Source organism: Mycobacterium sp. 134 (assembly GCF_048282715.1).
Classification (GTDB): domain Bacteria; phylum Actinomycetota; class Actinomycetes; order Mycobacteriales; family Mycobacteriaceae; genus Mycobacterium; species Mycobacterium septicum.
Genome location: NZ_JBLVUN010000008.1, coordinates 801,462 through 828,070 on the forward strand (window position 1 = coordinate 801,462; position 26,609 = coordinate 828,070).

Consider the following 26,609-nt stretch of genomic DNA (forward strand, 5'->3'; position numbering starts at 1 on the left):
AGGCGGCTCGCGCGCCAGAGGCGACTGCGGTGACTTTCGACGGCCGCTCGATGTCGTATGCGGAATTGGACGAGGCGTCGAATCGGTTGGCGCACTGGTTGGTTGAGCAGGGTGCGGGGCCCGGCCGGAGCGTGGCGGTGCTGTTGCCCCGCTCGGCGGATTCTATCGTCGCGATACTGGCGATCTTGAAGTCCGGTGCGGCGTATCTGCCGATGGATTCGGCGCATCCCGATGCGCGGGTCGAGTTCATGCTCGGCGATGCGGCACCGGTCGTGGCGGTGACAGCGGGTGGTCTCGCTGAACGGTTGACCGATTGCGGCATGCGGGTCGTCGACATCAGCGATCCACGTATCGCTGCGCAACCCGGCACCGCGCTACCGGGGCCCGCAGCCGATGATGTTGCGTATTTCATATATACGTCGGGGACGACGGGTGTGCCGAAGGGTGTGGCGATCACTCATCGGAATGTGACGGGGTTGTTGGACACGCTTGATGCCGAGCTTGGTTTGTCGGGTCAGGTTTGGACGCAGTGTCATTCGTTGGCGTTTGACTATTCGGTGTGGGAGATCTGGGGGGCGTTGCTGTTTGGCGGTCGGTTGGTGGTGGTGCCTGAGGTGGTGACGCGGGCGCCGGAGGATTTGCTCACATTGTTGGTCGATGAGCAGGTCACGGTGTTGAGTCAGACGCCGTCGGCGTTCTATGCGTTGCAGTCGGCTGATGCGGTGTTGGTTGAGCTGGGCCGCCAGTTGAAGTTGGAGACGGTGGTTTTCGGTGGGGAAGCCCTTGAACCGCAACGCCTTCGCTCCTGGATGGAGGGTCACCGGGGTTCGACGCGGCTGATCAATATGTATGGGATCACCGAGACGACGGTGCATGCCTCGTTCCGTGAGATTGTGGACAGTGATGTCGAGGGCAGCGTCAGTCCCATTGGCGTGCCGCTGGCCCACCTTGGCTTCTTTGTGCTGGATCAGTCGCTGCAGCCGGTGCCGGTGGGTGTGGTGGGTGAGTTGTATGTGGTCGGTGCCGGGTTGGGGTGTGGTTATTGGCGCCGTGGCGGGTTGACCTCGACTCGTTTCGTGGCCTGCCCGTTCGGCGGGAGCAGGTCGCGGATGTACCGGACCGGGGACCTGGCGTCGTGGGGTTCTGATGGGCAGCTGCATTACCTGGGTCGTGCTGATGAGCAGGTCAAAATCCGCGGCTACCGCATCGAATTGGGTGAGATCCAGTCTGTCCTGGCTGATCTGGATGGGGTGGATCAGGCGGCGGTGATTGCCCGGGAAGATCGTCCTGGTGATAAGCGTCTGGTCGGCTACATCACGGGCACTGCGGATCCGGTCGCTGTTCGTGCCTCGCTGGGGCAGCGGTTGCCGGGTTACATGGTGCCCGCGGCGGTGGTGGTGCTCGACGTGCTGCCGTTGACGGTGAACGGCAAGCTCGACCGGCGCGCTTTGCCTGCACCGGACTACCTCAAGGGTCAGGAGTACCGTGCGCCGGGCACTCCTACTGAGGAGGCGTTGGCCGGGATCTATGCGCAGGTGTTGGGTTTGGAGCGGGTTGGTGTTGATGATTCGTTCTTTGATTTGGGTGGGGATTCGCTGTCGGCGACGCGGTTGATCAATACGGTCAACGCCAATCTGGGGTCCGATCTTGCGGTGCGTGCGGTGTTTGAGGCGCCGTCGGTGGCTGAGTTGGCGGTGCGGGTTGGTGAGTGCTCTGGTGGGCGGGAGCCGTTGGTTGCTCAGGTGCGGCCGGATGTCATTCCGTTGTCGTATGCCCAGCAGCGGTTGTGGTTTTTGGATCAGTTGGAGGGGCCGTCACCGGTTTACAACATGGCGGTGGCGTTGCGGATCACCGGGCGTTTGGATGCTGACGCGTTAGGTGCGGCGTTGGCCGATGTGGTGGGTCGGCATGAGTCGCTGCGGACGGTGTTCAGGTCGGTCGATGGGGTGCCGGAGCAAGTGGTGGTGCCTGCCGACGTGGCTGATTTCGGTTGGCAAGTCGTTGACGCTGTCGGTTGGTCGCTGGCTGAGCTGCGTGAGGCGATCGAGGCTGTTGCTGGTTACACGTTTGATCTGTCGTCTGAGATTCCGTTGCAGGCCAGGCTTTTCGGTGTAGGTGGGGATGAGTTTGTGTTGGCCGGGGTGGTGCACCACATCGCGGCTGATGGTTGGTCGGTGGCGCCGTTGGTGGCTGATCTGCAGGCTGCCTATGCCGCCCGGTCTGGTGGTCAGGTGCCGCAGTGGGTGCCGTTGCCGGTGCAGTACGTCGACTACACACTGTGGCAGCGCGCTTATCTGGGCGATCTGGCGGACGAGGACAGCCGGATTGCCGGCCAGTTGGAGTATTGGAAGCAGGCCCTGGCGGGGCTGCCCGAGCGGCTTGAATTGCCCACCGATCGGCCTTACCCATCGGTGGCCGACCACCGTGGCTCCACAGTGACGGTGGACTGGCCCGCCGAGCTGCAGGAGCAGGTCTCCCGGGTGGCCCGGGCCTATGGCGCAACCGGTTTCATGGTGGTGCAGGCTGCGTTGGCGATGTTGTTGTCGAAGTTGAGTTCGAGTTCGGATGTGGCGGTGGGTGTTCCGATCGCTGGGCGGGGTGATGCGGCGCTGGATTCGGTGGTGGGCTTCTTCGTCAACACATTGGTGTTGCGGGTGGATCTGTCGGGGGATCCGAGTGGGGCTGAGGTGTTGGAGCAGGTGCGTCAGCGCAGCCTGGCGGCGTTGGAGCATCAGGATGTGCCGTTTGAGGTGTTGGTGGATCGGCTCAAGCCGACCCGTTCGTTGGCGCATCATCCGCTGGTTCAGGTGGGGTTGGCGTGGCAGAACTTCACCGCCGGTGCTGTGGCGGAGTCGAGTTTGGGTGAGGCTCGGGTCAGTCCGTTGTCGGTCGATACTCATGTGGCCCGGATGGATTTGACATTCTCGTTGTCGGAGCGGTGGGACGAGGCTGGTGAGGCGGCGGGGATCGGCGGGACGGTGGAGTTCCGTACCGATGTGTTCGACACCGGCAGTATTGAGGTGTTGATCGGGCGGTTGCAGCGGGTGTTGGCGGCGATCACCGCTGATCCGGGGCAGTTGTTGTCGACACTGGATCTGCTGGATGCGGCTGATCATGTGCGGCTCGATGAGATCGGCAATCGGGGCGTGCTGACGGCACCGATGGATCCGCTGTCGATCCCGGTTGTGTTTGCGCAGCAGGTGGCCCGCGTACCGGACGTGTCTGCGTTGGTTTGCGGCGAGCGGTCGTGGACGTATCGGGAGTTGGATGAGGCGTCGAATCGGTTGGCGCACTGGCTGACTGGTGTGGGTGCTGGTCCGGGTCGGTGTGTGGCGTTGGTGTTTCCCCGGTGTGGGGAGGCGATTGTGTCGATTGTGGCGGTGCTCAAGGCGGGTGCGGCCTATGTTCCGATCGATCCGATGCATCCTGATGCGCGGATCCAGTTCATGCTGGAGGACGCGCAACCGGTCGCGGCAGTGACCATCCCAAGTCTGGTCGGGCGAGTGGATGGATGCGGCGTCACCGTCGTCGACGTTGATGATCCGCGCATCGCTGCCCAACCCACTACTCCGGTCCCGGAGCCGGCTCCCGACGATATCGCCTATCTGATCTACACCTCGGGCACCACCGGTGTTCCCAAGGGTGTGGCGGTGGCCCAGCAGAACATCACCCAGTTCTTGGCGTCGCTGGATCGGCATTTGTCGCCAGCGGTGTGGGCGCAGTGGCATTCGTATTCCTTTGATGTGTCGGTGTGGGAGATCTGGGGCGCCCTGCTCCATGGTGGGCGCTTGGTCGTGGTGCCCGAAGCGGTGGCGAGTTCGCCCGACGAGTTCCACGCTTTGCTGGTTGATCAAGACGTCAGTGTGTTGAGTCAGACTCCGTCGGCGGTGGGGATGCTCTCGCCGCAGGGGTTGGAGTCGGCGGCGCTGGTGGTCGCCGGTGAAGCCTGTGCGGTGGAGGTGATGGATCAGTGGGCTGGTGCGGGTCGGGTGATGATCAATGCCTATGGTCCGACCGAGGCCACGGTGTATGCCACGATCAGTGCCCCGCTGCAGTCCGGCTCCCACGTCGTCCCGATCGGTTCGCCGGTGCCGGGGGCGGCCGCGTTCGTATGCGACCAATGGCTACGGGAAGTCCCGGCCGGTGTGGTGGGCGAGTTGTATATCGCCGGGCGGGGTGTGGCCTACGGGTATGCGCGTCGATCGGGACTGACCGCATCCCGGTTCGTGGCATGCCCATTTGGTGCCCCGGGCGCGCGGATGTACTCCACCGGGGATTTGGTGCGATGGGGCCCCGATGGGCAGTTGCAGTACCTGGGCCGTGCCGATGAGCAGGTCAAGATCCGCGGCTATCGCATCGAACTCGGGGAGATCCAAACCGCGCTGGCCGAGGTCGACGGGGTGCAGCAGGCCGCGGTGATCGCTCGCGAGGACCGCCCCGGAGATAAGCGTCTGGTCGGCTACATCACCGGCACCGCGGACCCGGCCACCATTCGTGCCGCATTGGGGCAGCGGTTGCCGGGCTACATGGTGCCCGCAGCGGTAGTGGTGGTCGAGGCAATTCCGTTGACTGTCAACGGAAAGCTTGATCGGCGGGCCTTGCCGGCACCGGATTACGCCGACACCGGCGAGGGTTACCGGGCCCCGACCACAACAGTCGAGGAGATCCTGACCGGGATCTACGCGCAGGTACTCGGTCTGGAGCGGGTCGGCATCGACGACTCCTTCTTCGACCTCGGCGGTGACTCGCTCTCGGCGATGCGGTTGATCAATACGGTGAACGCCAGTCTGGGTTCCGATGTCGCGGTTCGTCAGGTGTTCGAAGCACCTACGGTGGCTGAACTGGCGGCGCGCGTTGGCGAGAGTTCGAGCCGGCGTGAGCCGTTGGTTCCGCACGAGCGGCCCGCTGTCATTCCGTTGTCGTATGCCCAGCAGAGGTTGTGGTTCCTCGATCAGCTGGAGGGTCCGTCGGCGATCTACAACATGGCGACCGCGTACCAGATCAGCGGTGGGTTGGATGTCAATGCTCTGGACGAAGCGCTGGCGGATGTGGTGGGGCGCCATGAGTCGTTGCGCACCGTGTTCCCAGCGATTGACGGTGTGCCGCGGCAGGTGGTGATACCCGTCGAGGAGGCCGATCTGAGGTGGCGGGTTGTCGACGCCGCCGGCTGGCCGATCGATCGGCTGAGCAACGCGATCCGCGAGGTCGTTGGCCATCGCTTCGATCTGTCGGTCGAGACTCCGTTGCGAGGAACACTTTTCCGTGTCAGTGACAGCGAGCATGTGCTGGTGGCGGTGGTGCACCACATCGCCGGCGATGGCTGGTCGATCGGGCCGTTGGTGCGGGATCTGGGTGTGGCGTATGCGAGTCGGTGTGCGGGACAGGCCCCGGGCTGGACACCGCTGCCGGTGCAGTACGTCGATTACACCCTGTGGCAGCGTGAGCATCTGGGCGATCTGACCGACCCGGACAGCCGGATCTCTGAGCAGTTGGCCTACTGGGAACAGGCGCTAACCGGGCTGCCCGAGCGACTCGAGCTGCCGACCGACCGGCCGTACCCGCCGGTGGCTGATTACCGCGGGGCGAGTCTGGCTGTGGAGTGGCCGATCGAGTTGCAGCAGCAGATCGCCAGGGTTGCGCGTGAACACAATGCGACCAGTTTCATGGTGGTCCAGGCCGCACTGGCGGTGCTGCTGTCGAACCTGAGCGGCAGTTCCGATGTGGCGGTGGGCTTCCCGATCGCCGGCCGTAGCGATCCGGCATTGGACGATTTGGTCGGGGTTTTCATCAACACGTTGGTGCTGCGCGTGGAACTCGATGGTGATCCCACCGTCGCCGAGGTGTTGGCCGAGGTGCGCCGGCGCAGCCTGGAAGCCTACGAGCACCAGGATGTGCCATTCGAGGTGGTTGTCGATCGGCTCAACCCCGCCCGCAGTTTGACCCGTCACCCGCTGGTGCAGGTGATGGTGGCGTGGCAGAACCTGCCCCGGCAGGACGACAGTCAAGATGCCCCGTCGAGTTTGGGTGGTATGCAGGCCGCGCCGCTGGAGGCGGACACTCAGACTGCGCGCATGGATCTGACGATCTCGTTGGCTGAACGCTGGAGCGCCGGTGAGCCCGCCGGCATCACCGGGTCGGTGGAGTTCCGCACCGATGTCTTCGACGCCGCCAGTATCCAAATGTTGATCGAGCGGCTGACACGGGTGGTGCAAAGCCTGACGGCAGATCCGGCAGGAAAGCTGTCGTCGATCAATCTGCTGGGTACCTGTGACCATGCCCGCCTCGATGGATGGGCCAACCGGGCGGTGCTGGCCGAATCGGTGGCCTCGGTGCCGATTCCGGTGGTGTTCGCCGAACAGGTGGCGCACGACCCGCATGCGGTGGCGGTGGTGTGCGGAACAAGTTCGTGGACATATCGCGAATTGGATGAGGCATCGAATCGGTTGGCGCACCTACTTGTCGACCAAGGAGCAGGTCCGGGCGAGTGCGTGGCGTTGCTGCTCAACCATTCGGCCGAGGCGATCATCGCGATCCTTGCGGTGCTCAAGTCGGGGGCGGCGTATGTGCCGATCGACCCGATGGTGCCCGATGCCCGCATCGAGTTCATGGTCGCTGACGCCGCCCCGGTCGCGGCGGTCACCACTCCTGAGTTGCGCTCACGGCTGAACGGCGGTGGCCTGTCCGTCATCGACCTTGCCGACGCCCGTATTGCGGCGCAGCCCAACACCGCATTGTCGGGGCCCGCTGCCGACGACGTCGCCTACCTGATCTACACCTCGGGGACCACTGGTGTACCGAAAGGCGTCGCGATCACTCACCAGAATGTGACGCAGTTCTTGGGCGCTGTGGATCCGGCTCTGGTGGGGCCGGGAACCGTGTGGTCGCAGTGGCATTCGTTGGTGTTCGACGTGTCGGTGTGGGACATCTTCGGTGCGCTGCTGTACGGGGGCAAGTTGGTGGTGGTGCCCGAGGAGGTGGCACGTTCCCCGCAAGACCTGCACGCACTTCTCGTCAGGGAACGGGTCAGCGTCTTGAGCCAGACACCGTCGGCGGCGGGGATGCTCCCGCCGCAGGGCTTGGAGTCCGCCGCGTTGGTCGTGGCCGGTGAAGCCTGTCCGGCTGAGTTGGTGCAGCGGTGGGCGCCGGGTCGGGTGATGATCAACGCGTACGGGCCGACCGAGGCCACGGTGTATGCGGCGATCAGCGCTCCGTTGACGGCTGGATCGACGGGTGTGCCGATCGGTTCGCCGGTGCCAGGGGCAGCGCTGTTCGTATTGGATCGGTGGTTGCGTCCGGTCCTGCCAGGTGTCGTCGGGGAGTTGTATGTGGCCGGCCGCGGCGTCGGGGTGGGGTATATGCGCCGCGCCGAGTTGACCGCCTCGCGGTTTGTGGCGTGCCCGTTCGGGCAACCGGGTGCGCGAATGTACAGCACGGGCGATCTGGTGCGCTGGGGTCCCGATGGGCAGTTGCAGTATCTCGGGCGTGCTGATGAGCAGGTCAAGATTCGGGGCTATCGCATCGAATTGGGTGAGATCCAGGCAGCTTTGGCTGATCTGGACGGGGTCGAGCAGGCGGCGGTCGTGGCTCGTGAGGACCGCCCGGGGGACCAGCGTCTGGTCGGCTATATCACTGGCACCGCGGACCCGACCACCATTCGTGCCGCGCTGGCGCAGCGACTGCCGAGCTATATGGTGCCGGCAGCGGTGGTGGTGGTCGACGGGATGCCGTTGACCGTCAACGGGAAACTCGACAAACGTGCCCTGCCCGCACCCGAGTATGTCGACGCCGACAGCTATCGGGCTCCGACCACTCCCACCGAGGAGATCCTGGTCGGTATCTACGCACGAGTTCTGGGTTTGGAGCGGGTCGGGGTCGATGATTCCTTCTTCGATCTGGGCGGGGACTCGCTTTCGGCGACGCGCTTGATCAACGCCATCAACACCACGTTGGATGCGGATCTGGCAGTGCGCGCGGTTTTCGACGCGCCTGCAGTGGCCCAGTTGGCCACCCACATCGGCACGGATTCCGGTGGGCGCACGCCGCTGGTACCGATGGAGCGGCCTGCGATGGTGCCGTTGTCGTACGCTCAGCAGCGACTCTGGTTCCTCGATCAGTTGCATGGACCGTCACCGATCTACAACATGCCCATCGCATATCGGATCACCGGCGGGTTGGATGTCGATGCTGTTCGTCGCGCATTGGCGGATGTGGTGGGCCGGCACGAGAGTTTGCGCACAGTGTTCCCCGCCGTCGACGGGGTCCCCCGGCAACTGGTCATCCCCGCTGAGCAGGTCGACACCGGCTGGGACGAGATTGATTCCTCCGGTTGGTCGGCGGATCGGCTGGCCGACGCCATTGAGGAGGCAGTACGGCACCCGTTCGATCTGGACCACGAGATCCCCTTATGGGCAAGGCTTTTCCATATTTCCGCGAACGAACATGTGCTGGTGGCGGTGGTACACCACATCGCCGGAGATGGCTGGTCGTTCGCTCCACTGATCCGTGACGTGGGTGTCGCCTATGCCGCGCGGTGTGGTGGGCATGCACCTGAGTGGTCGCCGTTGCCGGTGCAGTACGTGGATTTCACCCTGTGGCAGCGTGAGCAGCTGGGTGAGCTGTCAGATCCCGACAGCCGCATTGCAGGGCAGTTGGCCTACTGGCAGGATGCCCTGGCGGGGCTCCCCGATCGCCTCGAGCTGCCCGCGGATCGGCCTTATCCGGCAGTGGCCGATCATCGTGGCGCTGTCGTAGACGTGACCTTGCCGGCAGAGTTGCAGCAGCAGGTGGCCCGGGTCGCCCGGGAACACAATGCCACCAGTTTCATGGTGGTGCAGGCCGCACTGGCGGTGTTGTTGTCGAAGCTCGCTGGCAGTAGCGATGTGGCGGTGGGTTTCCCGATCGCCGGTCGTAGTGATCCCGCCCTGGATGAGCTGGTCGGCTTCTTCGTCAACACCCTGGTGTTGCGCGTCGACCTGGCTGGTGACCCCACAGTCGCCGAGACAGTCGGTCAGGTGCGTCAACGTAGCCTGGCCGCTTTCGAGCATCAGGACGTGCCGTTCGAGGTGTTGGTGGAGCGCCTCAACCCGACCCGCAGCCTGTCACATCATCCGCTGGTCCAGGTAATGCTGGCCTGGCAGAACCCCGCCGGCACCACCGCCGCCGCGTCGGGGTCGGATGATGTGCAGGCTGCGCCCATCGCAACGGAAACCCACACCGCCCGAATGGATCTGGTGTTCGCCCTGGGCGAGAGATTCGACGAGGCGGGCCAGTCGGCGGGCATTGCCGGGTCGGTGGAGTTCCGTACGGATGTGTTCAACGCTGGCAGCGTCGAGACCTTGATCAGCCGGTTGGAGCGGGTGTTGACGGCGATGACCGCGAACCCATCACAGCGGCTGTCGTCGATAGATGTGTTGGATCCCACCGAACATGCGCTCCTCGACGAGCTCGGCAACCTCGCCGCGTTGACCCGGTCCGCCGGCCCCGCGGCGTCGATTCCGGAGGTGTTCGCCCAGCAGGTGGCCCGAGTGCCTGACTCGGTGGCGCTGACCTTCGACGGCAAATCGATGTCCTATCGGGAGCTCGATGAGGCTTCGAATCGGTTGGCGCACTTGCTTGTTGATCATGGGGCGGGTCCTGGTGAGTGTGTGGCGTTGTTGCTCAATCGGTCGGCGGAGGCGGTTGTCGCGATCTTGGCGGTGCTCAAGTCGGGGGCGGCGTATATGCCGATCGATCCGGCCCATCCTGATGCGCGGGTCGCTGTCGTCGTTGCGGACGCCGGGCCGGTGACTGCGCTGAGCACCGGTGGGTTGGCTGAGCGGTTGCGCGTGTGTGGGGTGGATGTCATCGATGTGGATGATCCGTTGATTGCTGGTCAGTCGTGTTCTGGGTTGTCGTTGCCCGATGCTGGTGATTTTGCGTATGTGATTTATACGTCGGGGACGACGGGTGTTCCGAAAGGTGTTGCGGTGCCGCATGGCAACGTGACGGGGTTGTTGGGGTCGTTGGATGTGGGGTTGCCTGCTGCGGGGGTGTGGTCGCAGTGGCATTCGTATGCCTTTGATGTGTCGGTGTGGGAGATTTTTGGGGCGTTGCTCGGTGGTGGGCGGTTGGTGGTGGTGCCTGATGTGGTGGCGGGTTCGCCTGATGATTTGCATGCGTTGTTGGTTGCTGAGCGGGTGAGTGTGTTGAATCAGACGCCGTCGGCGGCGGCGGCGTTGTCGTCGGTGGGTTTGGAGTCGGCGGCGTTGGTGGTGGCTGGTGAGGCGTGTCCGGTTGAGTTGGTGGATCGGTGGGCGCCGGGTCGGGTGATGGTCAATGGTTATGGTCCGACCGAGACGTGGTACACGTCGTTTAGTGCGCCGTTGGTGGCGGGGTCGGAGTCGGTGCCGATCGGTGTGCCGATTGCGGGGGCGGCTTTCTTTGTGCTTGATGAGTGGTTGCGTGAGGTTCCGTTTGGGGTGGTGGGGGAGTTGTATGTGGCTGGTCGGGGTGTGGCCAGTGGGTATGTGGGTCGGGGTGGGTTGACTGGGTCGCGGTTTGTGGCGTGTCCGTTTGGTGGGGTTGGGGTGCGGATGTATCGCACGGGGGATTTGGTGTCGTGGGGTGTTGATGGGCAGTTGCGGTATTTGGGGCGTGCTGATGAGCAGGTGAAGATTCGTGGTTATCGGGTCGAGTTGGGTGAGGTTCAGGCGGTTTTGGCTGATGTGGTGGGGGTTGATCAGGCGGCGGTGGTTGCGCGTGAGGATCGGCCGGGGGATAGGCGGCTTGTTGGTTATGTGACCGGTACTGCTGAGCCGGTTCAGGTTCGTGCTTCGTTGGCTGAGCGGTTGCCGGGTTATATGGTGCCTGCGGCGGTGGTGGTGCTCGAGAGCTTGCCGTTGACGGTGAACGGGAAACTTGATCGCCGCGCCTTACCAGCACCCGACTACGTCGATGGTCAGGAATACCGCGCCCCGACCACGCTGACAGAAGAGATCCTGGCCGGCATCTATGGCGATGTCCTCGGGCTGGAACAGGTCGGCATCGACGACTCCTTCTTCGACCTGGGCGGTGACTCCCTCTCCGCCATGCGGCTGATCGCCGCAGTCAACGCCAGCCTCGATGCCGGCTTGCCTGTACGCACAGTCTTCGACGCGCCGACTGTCAGCGCCCTGGCCCAGCACGTCGGTAGGGAAGACAGTACGGACGAAGTGATACCCGTCGAGACCCTCAAAGCAGGTCACGGAATCCCCTGGTGCTGCATTCACGACGGCTTCGGGTTGAGCTGGGCCTATCGAACTCTGGGCGACTATTCGGATGGGCCGATCATCGGATTCAATCAAGTCCCACGTGATGGTGAGATCGAAGCCGCGTCCATACGCGACCTGGCGGCCAACTACGCCGACCGTCTGCAATCTCTTTACCCCGAGGGGCCCTACAAACTCCTGGGATGGTCCTTCGGCGGCGTCGTCGCCCACGCGATGGCGGTGGAGCTGCAAGGCCGTGGATGCGAAGTCCAACAACTGGTCCTCCTGGACCCCACCGTGAGCGCCAACCGGTTCATCTCGCTGAATCCGGCGTGGCGGCAGATTCACGTCCTCAAGCACATCTTGCGGGTCAATCACATTGACGTGCCGAGGAAGTGGGGGACCCTCGCCTACGAGGAGGCCGAAGAACTGCTTCGTCGACGCGGGTCGGTCGAATTTGCGTTACCACCGAAAGAACTGATCGATTTCATGGCTCAAAGCCTGAACGCAAACTGGCTTCGTCTCCTCGAGCACAAACCCGACGTCTTCGACGGAGACGTCGTCATATTTTCTGCCGGACGACGAAGGAACATTCCCGTTCCCACATTGAGATTGCGCCGTCCCGGCGCGCTGACCCGGCTCGCATTCCGTTATCAGCAACGAAGCTGGCGCCCATATGTTTCCGGCGATGTCGCGGAACATCCCGTCGGCTGCTCCCACTACGAAATGCTGGCCACCACATCACTGCGTCAGTACGGGCACTACTTCAAGACCAATTCGCACGATTAGAAGTTCAGCTCGTTCGGATCACGTGTGACTTCAGACTGCTTCCCGACTACCTGGGTATACGGCCTCGCCGCCCCCGTGGATCTCTGCGGTGGAGCTGAAGTCGGTCACCAGATACCCGGCATCAGGCGACGTGGAACCTTCTGCATGTAGTCCTGGTCGCCGTCCAGCGCGTCCTGGAGCAGCTTCTCTTCGTCGCGAATTCGCAAGGCGAACACCAGGCAGGGTACATCCAGAACTCGGTTGGTCTCCCAGCTCTTCGTGCTTGTCCGTGCCAGGTGTCCCGGCATGACGAATTGCGCCGCAGTGGTTGGTTCGGCCGGCAGGTGGGCGTCGGCGACTGTGTGATCCCGGAAGGCGAGTCCGTCTTCCGAACCGGACGGCGAGGTCGGTGTGGCGTCGGGCCTGGGGCCGCAAGGTTCGTGTTCCGCGGGCCCCGTGGGCTGAATTCGATCTTGATATAACGTTGCTGAATATGTGACCGCAATTATTTGCCATCTTTTGCAGTCGCAAATATTAACGCAGACGAATGCCTTCGGCGGGCTCCCGGATGAATCTGGCTAACTCGTTCGTTGCCATTGCAATCAGGCAATGCATCGCGGCGGGCTTTGCGTGTCTGTGGCTGACTTTGCCAGGCGCTGGGAAAATGCTGTATTTGCCGTCGTCTCCTGGGCGTGTGGCACGGTCGCGGCCGTCGAGGTCGGCTCGTCCGCTTCGCTGGATCGAACTACATCTGTGTCGCGGGTTCCTCGCCGGGGGAAGTCGTCGTTGATCCGCTCGCCGGGAAGTTCCGCTCAGAGAGATGTTCGGGACCCGCCGAGCGGCCCATCGGGTCCACGATCTCGTACCCGCCGATGGAACCTGGACCTCTGCGGGTGAGGGGTGCCATTCGGCTAAACACCCGGTTGACATGGGATTTAACAGGACACTTCCGGTCAGGAGCCGGGCGTTCCGTGGAGACGCAACTGTCGCCCTTCGCTTCCGCCGACACTCCCGGGTTGCTGCCGCCATGGCGCTCTGGACGATGCGCCGAAGAGAGGGAAGGGGCTTCGCGGGGGGCGCGGACGTCCACGTGCCGCATGTCGTGAACGAAGACCGCAGCCGTTGCGTCATGCCCGCGGGAAGCTGCGATTTCGGTGGTACCGACGTCGCCGCCCACCCGAGGAGCCGAGCCGGCATTTGCGCTGGATGAATGCTTGTAGGGATTTGCTTGAATGCGGTCTGCGGGTCAGCTGTGGGTTGGATGGCCGGAGCGCAGCAACAGGGTGCATTCGGATCGGCGTTTTCTCCGCAACATCAAAGTCAACTGGATATGCTGGCGGTCTGCAATGAGGCAATACGTAGCTGAAACTGGTCTGACGGTGACTTTTCTGTCTTCAGAGCGAGGAGGAACAACAGACAGATAGAAGGGCCGGGGGCTTGGAGCACATCTCGCGGTGGGAGGGCCTATGCAGCTTGATCAACAGTGGCTGCCGGTAACTTGTGCGCGGCTTATTCTCGGCGGGACTGGTACCGCGGCCCGACTCCGGTGGGGGCGTCGTCGTGACCGCTGATTTGACGCGGCGGTTGTCGTCGATGGATTTTCTGGATGAGGATGAGCACGCTGAGCTGTTCGAGTGGGGTAATCGAGCGGCGTTGACCGAGTCGGCGTCTTCGTCGGCGTCGATTCTGGAGATGTTCGCTGCGCAGGTGGCCCGAGCCCCAGAGTCGATAGCGGTGAGTTTCGAGGGCTGCTCGATGACTTACCGGGAACTTGATGACGCGTCGAATCGGTTGGCGCATCGCTTGTCGGCCGGCGGTGTAGGTCCGGGGCAGTATGTGGCACTGCTGTTTTCGCGTTGCGCGGAGGCGATTGTGTCGATCTTGGGAGTTCTCAAGACCGGCGCGGCGTATGTGCCGCTGGATCCGATGCATCCTGACGCACGCATCGAGTTCGTGGTGGCCGACGCGAGGCCGGTTGCAGCGGTTGCGCCTTCGGAGTTGGTTGACCGGCTCGGCGGGTGTGGTGTGGAGGTTGTTGATTTCAGTGATGCGTGCAGGGGGTCTTTGCCGGGTGCGGGGTTGCCGGGGCCTGTGGCTGATGATGTTGCGTATTTGATTTATACGTCGGGGACGACGGGTGTGCCCAAGGGTGTGGCGATCACTCATCGGAATGTGACGGGGTTGTTGGACACCCTTGATGCGGAGTTGGGGCTGGCGGGTCAGGTTTGGACGCAGTGTCATTCGTTGGCGTTTGACTATTCGGTGTGGGAGATCTGGGGGGCGTTGCTGTTTGGTGGTCGGTTGGTGGTGGTGCCTGAGGTGGTGACGCGGGCGCCCGAGGACCTGTTGGCGTTGCTGATTGCCGAACAGGTGACCATGTTGAGCCAGACACCGTCGGCGTTTTATGCGTTGCAGGCTGTTGATGCGCTCGAACCTGGGCCGAGTGGTCAGTTGAAGTTGGAGACGGTGGTTTTCGGTGGGGAAGCCCTTGAGCCGCAGCGTCTTCGCGATTGGGTGGATCGACATCCGGGTTCGCCCCGGTTGATCAATATGTATGGGATTACCGAGACGACGGTGCACGCGTCGTTCCGTGAGATCTGCGAGGCAGATGTTGTCGGTAGTGCGAGCCCTGTCGGGTTGCCGTTGGCCCATCTTGGTTTCTTTGTGTTGGATCGGTCGTTGCGGCCGGTGCCGGTGGGTGTGGTGGGTGAGTTGTATGTGGTTGGTGCTGGGTTGGGGTGTGGTTATTGGCGTCGGGGTGGGTTGACCTCGACGCGCTTTGTGGCGTGTCCGTTCGGTGGCTCGGGTGCGCGGATGTATCGAACCGGGGATCTGGCGTCGTGGGGTTCTGATGGGCAGTTGCAGTATCTGGGTCGTGCTGATGAGCAGGTCAAGATCCGTGGGTATCGGATTGAGCTGGGTGAGATCCAAACCGCGCTGGCTGAGGTTGACGGAGTGCAGCAAGCCGCGGTGATCGCGCGGGAAGATCGTCCTGGTGATAAGCGTCTGGTCGGGTATGTCACCGAATCGATCAGTGGGACAGTTGATTCAGCTGTGGTGCGGGCGGCGTTGGCGCAGCGGTTGCCGGGTTATATGGTGCCCGCGGCGGTGGTGGTGCTCGATGTGCTGCCGTTGACGGTGAACGGCAAGCTCGACAAACGGGCATTGCCGGAACCCGAGTACTCCGACATTGATCACTACCGGGCCCCGGGTTCTCCCGTCGAGGACGTGGTGGCCGGCATCTATGCCCAGGTGTTGGGTTTGGAGCGGGTCGGGGTTGATGATTCGTTCTTCGACTTGGGTGGGGATTCGCTGTCGGCGACGCGGTTGATCAATACGGTCAACGCCAATCTGGGGTCCGATCTTGCGGTGCGTGCGGTGTTTGAGGCGCCGTCGGTCGCAGGCCTGGCGTCCCGTGTCGGTGAGAGTTCAGGTTCGCGGGAGCCGTTGGTTGCTCAGCCGCGGCCGGATGTCATTCCGTTGTCGTATGCCCAGCAGCGGTTGTGGTTTTTGGATCAGTTGGAGGGGCCGTCACCGGTTTACAACATGGCGGTGGCGTTGCGGATCACCGGCGGACTGGATGTCGATGCGCTCGGTCAGGCGTTGGTGGATGTGGTGGGTCGGCATGAATCGCTGCGGACGGTGTTCAGGTCGGTCGATGGGGTGCCGGAGCAAGTGGTGGTGCCTGCCGACGTGGCTGATTTCGGTTGGCAAGTCGTTGACGCTGTCGGTTGGTCGCTGGCTGAGCTGCGTGAGGCGATCGAGGCTGTTGCTGGTTACACGTTTGATCTGTCGTCTGAGATTCCGTTGCAGGCCAGGCTTTTCGGTGTAGGTGGGGATGAGTTTGTGTTGGCCGGGGTGGTGCACCACATCGCGGCTGATGGTTGGTCGGTGGCGCCGTTGGTGGCTGATCTGCAGGCTGCCTATGCCGCCCGGTCTGGTGGTCAGGTGCCGCAGTGGGTGCCGTTGCCGGTGCAGTACGTCGACTACACACTATGGCAACAGAACTGGCTGGGCGTGGAGTCAGATCCTGTCAGCGTGATCTCCGGCCAGTTGGAGTATTGGAAGCAGGCTCTGGCCGGGCTGCCGGAGCGGTTGGAGTTACCGACGGATCGGCCCTACCCGCCGACAGCTGATTATGTCGGAGCGATTGCCAAGGTGGATTGGCCGCTTGAATTGCACCATCGGGTCCGTGAGTTGGCCCGTCAGTGCAATGCGACGCCGTACATGGTGGTGCAGGCTGCGTTGGCGATGTTGTTGTCGAAGTTGAGTTCGAGTTCGGATGTGGCGGTGGGTGTTCCGATCGCTGGGCGGGGTGATGCGGCGCTGGATTCGGTGGTGGGCTTCTTCGTCAACACATTGGTGTTGCGGGTGGATCTGTCGGGGGATCCGAGTGGGGCTGAGGTGTTGGAGCAGGTGCGTCAGCGCAGCCTGGCGGCGTTGGAGCATCAGGATGTGCCGTTTGAGGTGTTGGTGGATCGGCTCAAGCCGACCCGTTCGTTGGCGCATCATCCGCTGGTTCAGGTGGGGTTGGCGTGGCAGAACTTCACCGCCGGTGCTGTGGCGGAGTCGAGTTTGGGTGAGGCTCGGGTCAGTCCGTTGTCGGTCGATACTCATGTGGCCCGGATGGATTTGACATTCTCGTTGTCGGAGCGGTGGGACGAGGCTGGTGAGGCGGCGGGGATCGGCGGGACGGTGGAGTTCCGTACCGATGTGTTCGACACCGGCAGTATTGAGGTGTTGATCGGGCGGTTGCAGCGGGTGTTGGCGGCGATCACCGCTGATCCGGGGCAGTTGTTGTCGACACTGGATCTGCTGGATGCGGCTGATCATGTGCGGCTCGATGAGATCGGCAATCGGGGCGTGCTGACGGCACCGATGGATCCGCTGTCGATCCCGGTTGTGTTTGCGCAGCAGGTGGCCCGCGTACCGGACGTGTCTGCGTTGGTTTGCGGCGAGCGGTCGTGGACGTATCGGGAGTTGGATGAGGCGTCGAATCGGTTGGCGCACTGGCTGACTGGTGTGGGTGCTGGTCCGGGTCGGTGTGTGGCGTTGGTGTTTCCCCGGTGTGGGGAGGCGATTGTGTCGATTGTGGCGGTGCTCAAGGCGGGTGCGGCCTATGTTCCGATCGATCCGATGCATCCTGATGCGCGGATCCAGTTCATGCTGGAGGACGCGCAACCGGTCGCGGCAGTGACCATCCCAAGTCTGGTCGGGCGAGTGGATGGATGCGGCGTCACCGTCGTCGACGTTGATGATCCGCGCATCGCTGCCCAACCCACTACTCCGGTCCCGGAGCCGGCTCCCGACGATATCGCCTATCTGATCTACACCTCGGGCACCACCGGTGTTCCCAAGGGTGTGGCGGTGGCCCAGCAGAACATCACCCAGTTCTTGGCGTCGCTGGATCGGCATTTGTCGCCAGCGGTGTGGGCGCAGTGGCATTCGTATTCCTTTGATGTGTCGGTGTGGGAGATCTGGGGCGCCCTGCTCCATGGTGGGCGCTTGGTCGTGGTGCCCGAAGCGGTGGCGAGTTCGCCCGACGAGTTCCACGCTTTGCTGGTTGATCAAGACGTCAGTGTGTTGAGTCAGACTCCGTCGGCGGTGGGGATGCTCTCGCCGCAGGGGTTGGAGTCGGCGGCGCTGGTGGTCGCCGGTGAAGCCTGTGCGGTGGAGGTGATGGATCAGTGGGCTGGTGCGGGTCGGGTGATGATCAATGCCTATGGTCCGACCGAGGCCACGGTGTATGCCACGATCAGTGCCCCGCTGCAGTCCGGCTCCCACGTCGTCCCGATCGGTTCGCCGGTGCCGGGGGCGGCCGCGTTCGTTTTGGATCGGTGGTTGCGACCAGTTCTTCCGGGTGTCGTCGGCGAGTTGTATATCGCCGGGCGGGGAGTGGCTTACGGGTATGCCCGCCGCGGGGGTTTGACCGCATCCCGGTTCGTGGCTTGTCCGTTCGGGCAACCGGGCGCGCGGATGTACTCCACCGGGGATCTGGTGCGATGGGGCCCCGATGGGCAGTTGCAGTACCTGGGCCGTGCCGATGAGCAGGTCAAGATCCGCGGCTACCGGATTGAGTTGGGGGAGATCCAGGCTGCGTTAGCTGATATGGCGGGGGTCGATCAGGCCGCGGTGATCGCTCGCGAGGACCGCCCCGGAGATAAGCGACTGATCGGGTACGTCACTGAAACCGTCAGCGGAGCAATCGATCCGGCTGCCGTTCGGGCGGCGTTGGGAAGACGGCTGCCGGGCTACATGGTGCCCGCCGCAGTGATGGTCCTCGACGCCATACCGCTGACCGTCAACGGCAAACTCGACCGACGAGCCCTACCCGCACCGGATTACACCGATGTGGACAGCTATCGGGCCCCGACCACAACAGTCGAGGAGATCCTGACCGGAATCTACGCGCAGGTACTCGGTCTGGAGCGGGTCGGCATCGACGACTCCTTCTTCGACCTCGGCGGTGACTCGCTCTCGGCGATGCGGTTGATCAATACGGTGAACGCCACGCTGAATGCTGATCTTGCGGTTCGCTCGGTGTTCGAAGCGCCATCTGTGGCAGCGTTGGCGACGCGAGTCGGTGAAAGTGCCGGTCGGCGTGAGCCTTTGATTCCGCAGCAACGCCCAGCTGTCATTCCGGTGTCGTATGCCCAGCAGCGCTTGTGGTTCTTGCATCAGCTGGAGGGTCCGTCGGCGATCTACAACATGCCGACCGCGTATCGGATCAGCGGGCGACTCGACACTGACGCCCTCGCAGCGGCGTTGGCTGATGTGGTGGGCCGTCACGAGAGTTTGCGGACGTTGTTCCCCGCGGTTGACGGTGTGCCGCGGCAGGTGGTGGTGCCTGCAGACCAGATCGAGATCGGGTGGCGTGTCGTTGATGCCACTGGCTGGTCCACGGATCGGCTGCGGGAGGCGATCGGTGAGGTCGTCGGGTACAGCTTCGACTTGTCTGCTGAAACGCCGCTGAGGGCAGCCCTTTTCCGGGTGGGTGTGGATGAGCATGTGCTGGTGGCGGTGGTGCACCATATCGCCGGTGATGGTTGGTCGATCGGGCCGTTGGTGCGGGATCTGGGTGTGGCGTATGCGAGTCGGTGTGCGGGGCAGGTCCCGGGGTGGGCGCCGTTGCCGGTGCAGTATGTGGATTACACGTTGTGGCAGCGTGAGCATTTGGGTGAGCTGACCGACCCGGAGAGCCGTATTTCCGAGCAGTTGGCCTACTGGGAGCAGGCGCTGGCCGGGTTGCCCGAGCGACTCGAGCTGCCGACTGATCGGCCCTATCCGCCGGTGGCGGACCATCGTGGTGCGACCGTCATGGTCGATTGGCCGGTCGAGTTGCAGCAGCAGGTCGCCCGGGTGGCCCACGAACACAACGCCACCAGCTTCATGGTGGTGCAGGCCGCACTGGCCGTGTTGCTCGCCCAATTAAGTGCCAGCTCTGATGTGGCAGTCGGGTTCCCGATCGCCGGCCGGAGCGATCCGGCAATGGATCCGTTGGTCGGGTTCTTCGTCAACACTCTCGTGCTGCGCGTGGAACTCGATGGTGATCCCACCGTCGCCGAGCTGTTGGCCCAGGTGCGCCGGCGTAGCCTGGCAGCCTACGAGCACCAGGACGTGCCGTTCGAGGTGCTGGTGGATCGGCTCAACCCGACCCGATCCCTGGCCCATCACCCGCTGGTGCAGGTGATGTTGGCCTGGCAGAACCTGCCGTGGCGGGGTGACAGCCAAGCGGCCTCGCCGAGTCTGGGCGAGGTGCAGATCAGCCCCTTGACCGCCGATACCCAGACTGCCCGTGTGGATCTGACGTTCTCGTTGGCTGAACAGTGGGATGAATCCGGTGAGCCCGCCGGGATCACCGGCTCGGTGGAGTTCCGCACCGATGTGTTCGATGCGGCCGGTATCGAGACCCTGATCGGGCGGTTGGAGCAGGTGTTGGCGGCGATCACCGCTGACCCGGAACGGTTGTTGTCGTCGGTCGACGTGTTGGACATCGGCGAGCGTGCCGTCCTCGACAGGATCGGCAACCGCGCGGTGTTGACCACCCCTGGGCTTCCCGCGGTGTCGATTCCGGAGGTGCTCGCCGAACAGGTGGCTCGTGCACCCGACGTCGTCGCATTGGCCTGTGGCGATCGGTCGTGGACGTATCGCGAAGTGGATGAGGAATCGAATCGATTGGCGCACTGGCTGGTTGGTCTTGGTGCGGGCCCCGGCGAATCTGTGGCCGTACTCTTTCCGCGTTGCGCTGAAGCCATTGTGTCGATTGTTGCGGTGCTCAAGTCGGGGGCCGCGTATGTGCCGATCGACCCGATGTATCCCGACGCGCGGGTCCGGTTGATGCTTGCTGATGCCATGCCGGTCGCCGCGGTGACCACTGGGGGCCTGGCGGGGCGACTGCCCGATGGTGATGTGGTGGTTGTCGATGTCGAGGATCCGCGCGTAGCCGCACAACCTGATACCCCGGTCGCGGTGCCTACCCCCGACGATATCGCGTACCTGATCTACACCTCGGGCACCACGGGTGTGCCGAAGGGAGTGGCGGTCCCACATCGGAACATCACACAGATGTCGGCGTCTGTGGGCGGCGCCGGGCTGCCCTACGCCGGGGTGTGGGCACAGTGCCATTCCTATTCGTTCGACGTGTCGGTGTGGGAGATGTTCGGTGCCCTGCTGAACGGTGGGCGACTGGCGATCATCCCCGAAGCGATGGCGAGTTCACCGGACGACTTCCACGCCCTGCTGGTCGCGGAAAAGGTCAGTGTTCTAAGCCAAACACCTTCCGCGATGGCGATGCTTCAGCCGGAAGGATTGGAGCTGGCCGCGTTGGTGGTTGGCGGTGAACCATGCCCAACCGAGTTGGTGGATCGATGGGCACCCGGACGAAAGATGGTCGACTCCTACGGGCCGACTGAAACCACGGTGTGCGCCACGATCAGCGCACCGTTGAGGCCCGGTTCCGGTGTCGTCCCGATCGGTTCTCCGGTGTCAGGGGCAGCGCTGTTTGTTCTCGACCGGTGGCTGCGCCCAGTTCCTCCAGGTGTGGTGGGGGAGTTGTATGTGGCCGGCCGGGGTGTGGCGTATGGGTACGCGCGCCGGTCGGGATCGACGGCCTCGCGGTTTGTGGCGTGCCCGTTCGGGCAATCGGGAGCGCGGATGTACCGAACTGGCGACTTGGTGTCATGGGGCGCCGATGGGCAGTTGCAGTACCTGGGGCGTGCTGATGAGCAGGTCAAGATTCGGGGCTATCGCATCGAATTGGGTGAGATCCAGGCAGCTTTGGCTGATCTGGACGGGGTCGAGCAGGCGGCGGTCGTGGCTCGTGAGGACCGCCCGGGGGACCAGCGTCTGGTCGGCTACGTCACTGGCACCGCGGACCCGGTCGAGTTGCGCACTCAGCTGTCGCAGCGGCTGCCGGCCTACATGGTTCCGGTGATTGTCGTGGTGGTCGAGGCTCTGCCGCTCACGGTCAACGGGAAACTCGACAAACGTGCCCTGCCCGCACCCGAGTATGTCGACGCCGACAGCTATCGGGCTCCGACCACTCCCACCGAGGAGATCCTGGTCGGTATCTACGCACGAGTTCTGGGTTTGGAGCGGGTCGGGGTCGATGATTCCTTCTTCGATCTGGGCGGGGACTCGCTTTCGGCGACGCGCTTGATCAACGCCATCAACACCACGTTGGATGCGGATCTGGCAGTGCGGGCGGTGTTCGAGGCGCCCTCCGTGGCCCAGCTGGCCCCCCGCATCGGTGAAGGCGTACGGGTACGTGCCCCGTTGACGCCGCAACAACGCCCGGCAGTCATCCCCCTTTCGTATGCCCAGCAGCGGTTGTGGTTCTTGGAACAGTTGCATGGACCGTCACCGATCTACAACACCCCGGTGGCGTATCGGATCAGTGGTGGATTGGATGTCGATACGGTCCATCTGGCGTTGGCGGATGTGGTGGGCCGGCACGAGAGTTTGCGCACAGTGTTCCCCGCCGTCGACGGGGTCCCCCGGCAAACGGTGGTGCCGGTCGCGCACGCCGAGCTTGGGTGGCAAATCGTCGATGCCAGCGGATGGCCTGCGAATCGTTTGGAGGAGGCCGTCGGTGCGGCGGTAGGTCAGGCGTTTGACCTGGCCGTCGAGATCCCCTTGAGAGCAACGATTTTCCGGATCGCCGAGGATGAGCATCTGTTGGTGGCGGTGGTCCATCACATTGCTGCCGATGGGTGGTCGGTTGCTCCCCTTGTGCGTGATCTCGGGGTGGCATATGCAAGCCGGAGTGCCGGGCGTGCTCCTGAGTGGTCGCCGTTGCCGGTGCAGTACGTGGATTTCACCCTGTGGCAGCGTGAGCAGCTGGGTGAGCTGTCAGATCCCGACAGTCGTATCGCGGCGCAGGTGTCGTATTGGGAACACGCGTTGGCCGGCTTGCCGGAGCGCATGGAGCTGCCCACGGATCGGCCCTATCCGCTCGTGGCTGACCACCAGGGGGCGAGTGTGGCCGTCGCGTGGCCGGCACAGTTGCAGGAACAGATCGTACGGATAGCGCGTGCACACGATGCCACCAGCTTCATGGTGGTGCAAGCCGCATTGGCTGCGTTGCTCGGGAAGTTGAGCGGCAGTTGTGATGTGGCGGTGGGTTTCCCGATCGCCGGTCGTAGTGACCTCGCCCTGGACGAGCTGGTCGGCTTCTTCGTCAACACCCTGGTGTTGCGCGTCGACCTGGCAGGCGATCCAACCCTGGCCGACGTGGTGGGTCAGGTGCGTCAACGTAGCCTGGCCGCTTTCGAGCATCAGGACGTGCCGTTCGAGGTGTTGGTGGAGCGCCTCAACCCGACCCGCAGCCTGTCACATCATCCGCTGGTCCAGGTAATGCTGGCCTGGCAGAACCCCGCCGGTGATCCTCCTGCTGAGCCGGGGGAAGGAGAGGTGCGGGCGACACCATTGGTGGCTGAAACTCACACCGCCCGAATGGATCTGGTGTTCTCGCTGGGTGAACGTTTCGGTAGGGATGGGGAGCCGGCCGGCATTGCCGGGTCGGTGGAGTTCCGTACGGATGTGTTCGATGCGCGCAGCGTCGAGACTTTGATCAGCCGGTTGGAGCGGGTGTTGGAGGTGCTTATCGCTGATCCGGCCCGGTCGTTGTCGTCGGTCGATCTGGTCGACGTTGCGGAGCACGGTCGACTCGATGAGGTTGGTAACCGCGCAGTGCTGACTGGGTCTGTGCCTGCTGCGGTGTCGATTCCGGAGGTGTTCGTCGAGCAGGCAGCGCGTACCCCGGATGCGGTCGCGGTGACGTGTGCAGGGCGTTCCTTGACGTATCGGGAGCTCGATGAGGCTTCGAATCGGTTGGCGCACTTGCTTGTTGATCATGGGGCGGGTCCTGGTGAGTGTGTGGCGTTGTTGCTCAATCGGTCGGCGGAGGCGGTTGTCGCGATCTTGGCGGTGCTCAAGTCGGGGGCGGCGTATATGCCGATCGATCCGGCCCATCCTGATGCGCGGGTCGCTGTCGTCGTTGCGGACGCCGGGCCGGTGACTGCGCTGAGCACCGGTGGGTTGGCTGAGCGGTTGCGCGTGTGTGGGGTGGATGTCATCGATGTGGATGATCCGTTGATTGCTGGTCAGTCGTGTTCTGGGTTGTCGTTGCCCGATGCTGGTGATTTTGCGTATGTGATTTATACGTCGGGGACGACGGGTGTTCCGAAAGGTGTTGCGGTGCCGCATGGCAACGTGACGGGGTTGTTGGGGTCGTTGGATGTGGGGTTGCCTGCTGCGGGGGTGTGGTCGCAGTGGCATTCGTATGCCTTTGATGTGTCGGTGTGGGAGATTTTTGGGGCGTTGCTCGGTGGTGGGCGGTTGGTGGTGGTGCCTGATGTGGTGGCGGGTTCGCCTGATGATTTGCATGCGTTGTTGGTTGCTGAGCGGGTGAGTGTGTTGAATCAGACGCCGTCGGCGGCGGCGGCGTTGTCGTCGGTGGGTTTGGAGTCGGCGGCGTTGGTGGTGGCTGGTGAGGCGTGTCCGGTTGAGTTGGTGGATCGGTGGGCGCCGGGTCGGGTGATGGTCAATGGTTATGGTCCGACCGAGACGTGGTACACGTCGTTTAGTGCGCCGTTGGTGGCGGGGTCGGAGTCGGTGCCGATCGGTGTGCCGATTGCGGGGGCGGCTTTCTTTGTGCTTGATGAGTGGTTGCGTGAGGTTCCGTTTGGGGTGGTGGGGGAGTTGTATGTGGCTGGTCGGGGTGTGGCCAGTGGGTATGTGGGTCGGGGTGGGTTGACTGGGTCGCGGTTTGTGGCGTGTCCGTTTGGTGGGGTTGGGGTGCGGATGTATCGCACGGGGGATTTGGTGTCGTGGGGTGTTGATGGGCAGTTGCGGTATTTGGGGCGTGCTGATGAGCAGGTGAAGATTCGTGGTTATCGGGTCGAGTTGGGTGAGGTTCAGGCGGTTTTGGCTGATGTGGTGGGGGTTGATCAGGCGGCGGTGGTTGCGCGTGAGGATCGGCCGGGGGATAGGCGGCTTGTTGGTTATGTGACCGGTACTGCTGAGCCGGTTCAGGTTCGTGCTTCGTTGGCTGAGCGGTTGCCGGGTTATATGGTGCCTGCGGCGGTGGTGGTGCTCGAGAGCTTGCCGTTGACGGTGAACGGGAAACTTGATCGCCGCGCCTTACCAGCACCCGACTACGTCGAGGCCGATCGCTATCGTGCACCGTCGAATTCAACCGAGCAGACCGTCGCCAGGATCTACGCCGAGGTGCTGGGGCTGGGGCGGGTCGGAGTCGACGACTCCTTCTTCGACCTGGGCGGGGATTCGCTTCTGGCGACGCGGCTGATCGCCGCGATCAACGCCAGCCTGGACACTGACCTGCCGGTACGCACCATATTCGGGGCTCCGACCGTCAGTGCTCTGGCCCAGCAGATCGGCAGAGGAGACGGCGGCGACGAAGTGATACCCGTCGAGACCCTCAAAGCAGGTCACGGAACTCCCTGGTGCTGCATTCACGACGGCTACGGGTTGAGCTGGTCGTATCGGGCATTGAGCGATCATTTGGACGGGCCGATCATCGGGATCAATCAAGTCCCAAGCGATGGTGAGATCGAGGCGGCGTCCATACGCGACCTGGCGGCCAACTACGCCGACCGTCTGCAATCTCTTTACCCCGAGGGGCCCTACAAACTCCTGGGATGGTCCTTCGGCGGCGTCGTCGCCCACGCGATGGCGGTGGAGCTGCAAGGCCGTGGATGCGAAGTCCAACAACTGGTCCTCCTGGACCCCACGGTCAACATCAAGCGGGTTGTCTCATCGAATTTGTCGTGGGGTCAGAGCCATGTGCTCAAACATGTCTTGAAAGCCAGGGGTGTTGACATTCCGCGGCGGTGGGGACACCTTTCCTATCGGGACGTAGAGGAAATACTCCGGCAACACGGATCGGGCGAGCTTGCGTTGCCGCCCAATCAACTGGTCGACTTCATGACTCAAAGCCTCAACGCAAACTGGTCTCTGCTTCTGGGGCATCAACCTGACATCTTCGGCGGCGATATGGTCATCTTCTCTGCTGCGCGAAGAATAAAGATCCCGCGAATAAGAGTGCGACGCCCGGGAGCGCTGGCCCGAATGGCTTTCCGGTATCAGCAACGAAGCTGGCGACCCTACGTCTCAGGCGACCTCACCGAATATCCCGTGGACTGCACTCACTACGAAATGTTGGCTGCTTCATCGCTGAGTTCATACGGAAACCGGTTGAAGGATATACAGGATCAGGAAATTCAGAATCCCACGCGGGAGGTGGCAAACGTTGGTGGTGTTCGCGGGCCTCGGCGCAGCATCCCGCACCGTGATCTGACCCAATGCCCGCCTCGACTCAGGTGAGCCTGCGGGTTCATCTTCCGGTGGACGGCGCGGATCCCTCAGGCTGGTTCCGTCACCAGATGCCGGGCACCAGGCGATGCGGGACTTCTTGCATGTAGTGCTGGTAACCAGCCAACTCTTCTCTGAGCAGCTTTTCTTCGTCGCGGATACGCAAGGCGAACACCAGCGGGGTGGGTATCGCGGCAACGAGTCCCCAGTAGGACCCGAGCGCAAGAGGAGCACCCACGGACATCAACGTGATGAAGGTGTACATGGGGTGCCGAACCATTCCGTATACGCCAGACGAGATCAGTGGTTGGTCTTCCTCCACCCGGACGATGACGGCAGCATGGCTGTTTTGTGCAAAGACGACCGTTATTCCCCAGATTGCGATCACGGTCAAGACAAATCCGGCCACGCAGATGGCCGTCGGGACTGATGACCAACCAAATCGATGGTCAAGGGCGCTGACCACCACTATTGCAAACCAGCAGAAGCGTGTGGCGGCAGATAAGAATTTCTGTACCTGCCGAGGTTCGGAAGTCGGTATGCGACGTTCGAGTACCGCAGGGGCCTTGCGCAGGAGATAGAGGCTCGAGATCCAGGACGAGACTGCGATCACCGCGAAAAACAGCCACGCTTGCCAGTAGTTCAGCGTGCCGGCCGGTACGAACAACAGCAACCAAAGGGACAGCATTAGGAGGAAGCCCGACACCAGCATCTTGAGAATGGATTTCATGGACCCTCCCAAGAGCCTCGCAATGATTTGGCCGTGCCTAAGAATACATTGGC

General features: G+C 63.2%; 3 protein-coding genes. 2 read left to right on the forward strand and 1 reads right to left on the reverse strand.

Annotated elements, in window-relative coordinates; all coding sequences use genetic code 11:
- Window positions 1-50 precede the first annotated feature (50 nt).
- On the forward strand, window positions 51-12,014 hold the full coding sequence (locus tag ACNQVK_RS08640; RefSeq protein WP_418034045.1) for an amino acid adenylation domain-containing protein: 11,964 nt from the start codon (window positions 51-53) through the stop codon (window positions 12,012-12,014).
- Between the two features lie 1,539 nt (window positions 12,015-13,553).
- Entirely contained in the window at window positions 13,554-25,838 is a 12,285-nt protein-coding gene (locus ACNQVK_RS08645; protein WP_418029194.1) for an amino acid adenylation domain-containing protein, read from the forward strand.
- A gap of 52 nt (window positions 25,839-25,890) precedes the next feature.
- On the opposite strand, the gene ACNQVK_RS08650 is transcribed toward ACNQVK_RS08645, so the two are convergent.
- Window positions 25,891-26,556, reverse strand: coding sequence for a methyltransferase family protein (locus ACNQVK_RS08650; RefSeq protein ID WP_418029195.1), 666 nt, complete (start codon window positions 26,554-26,556; stop codon window positions 25,891-25,893).
- Between the last annotated feature and the right edge of the window lie 53 nt (window positions 26,557-26,609).

Coding starts and splice junctions, on each gene's coding strand:
- ACNQVK_RS08640 (WP_418034045.1), top strand. CDS start 51: ATGTCGTATGCGGAATTGGACGAGGCGTCGAATCGGTTGGCGCACTGG.
- ACNQVK_RS08650 (WP_418029195.1), bottom strand. CDS start 26,556: ATGAAATCCATTCTCAAGATGCTGGTGTCGGGCTTCCTCCTAATGCTG.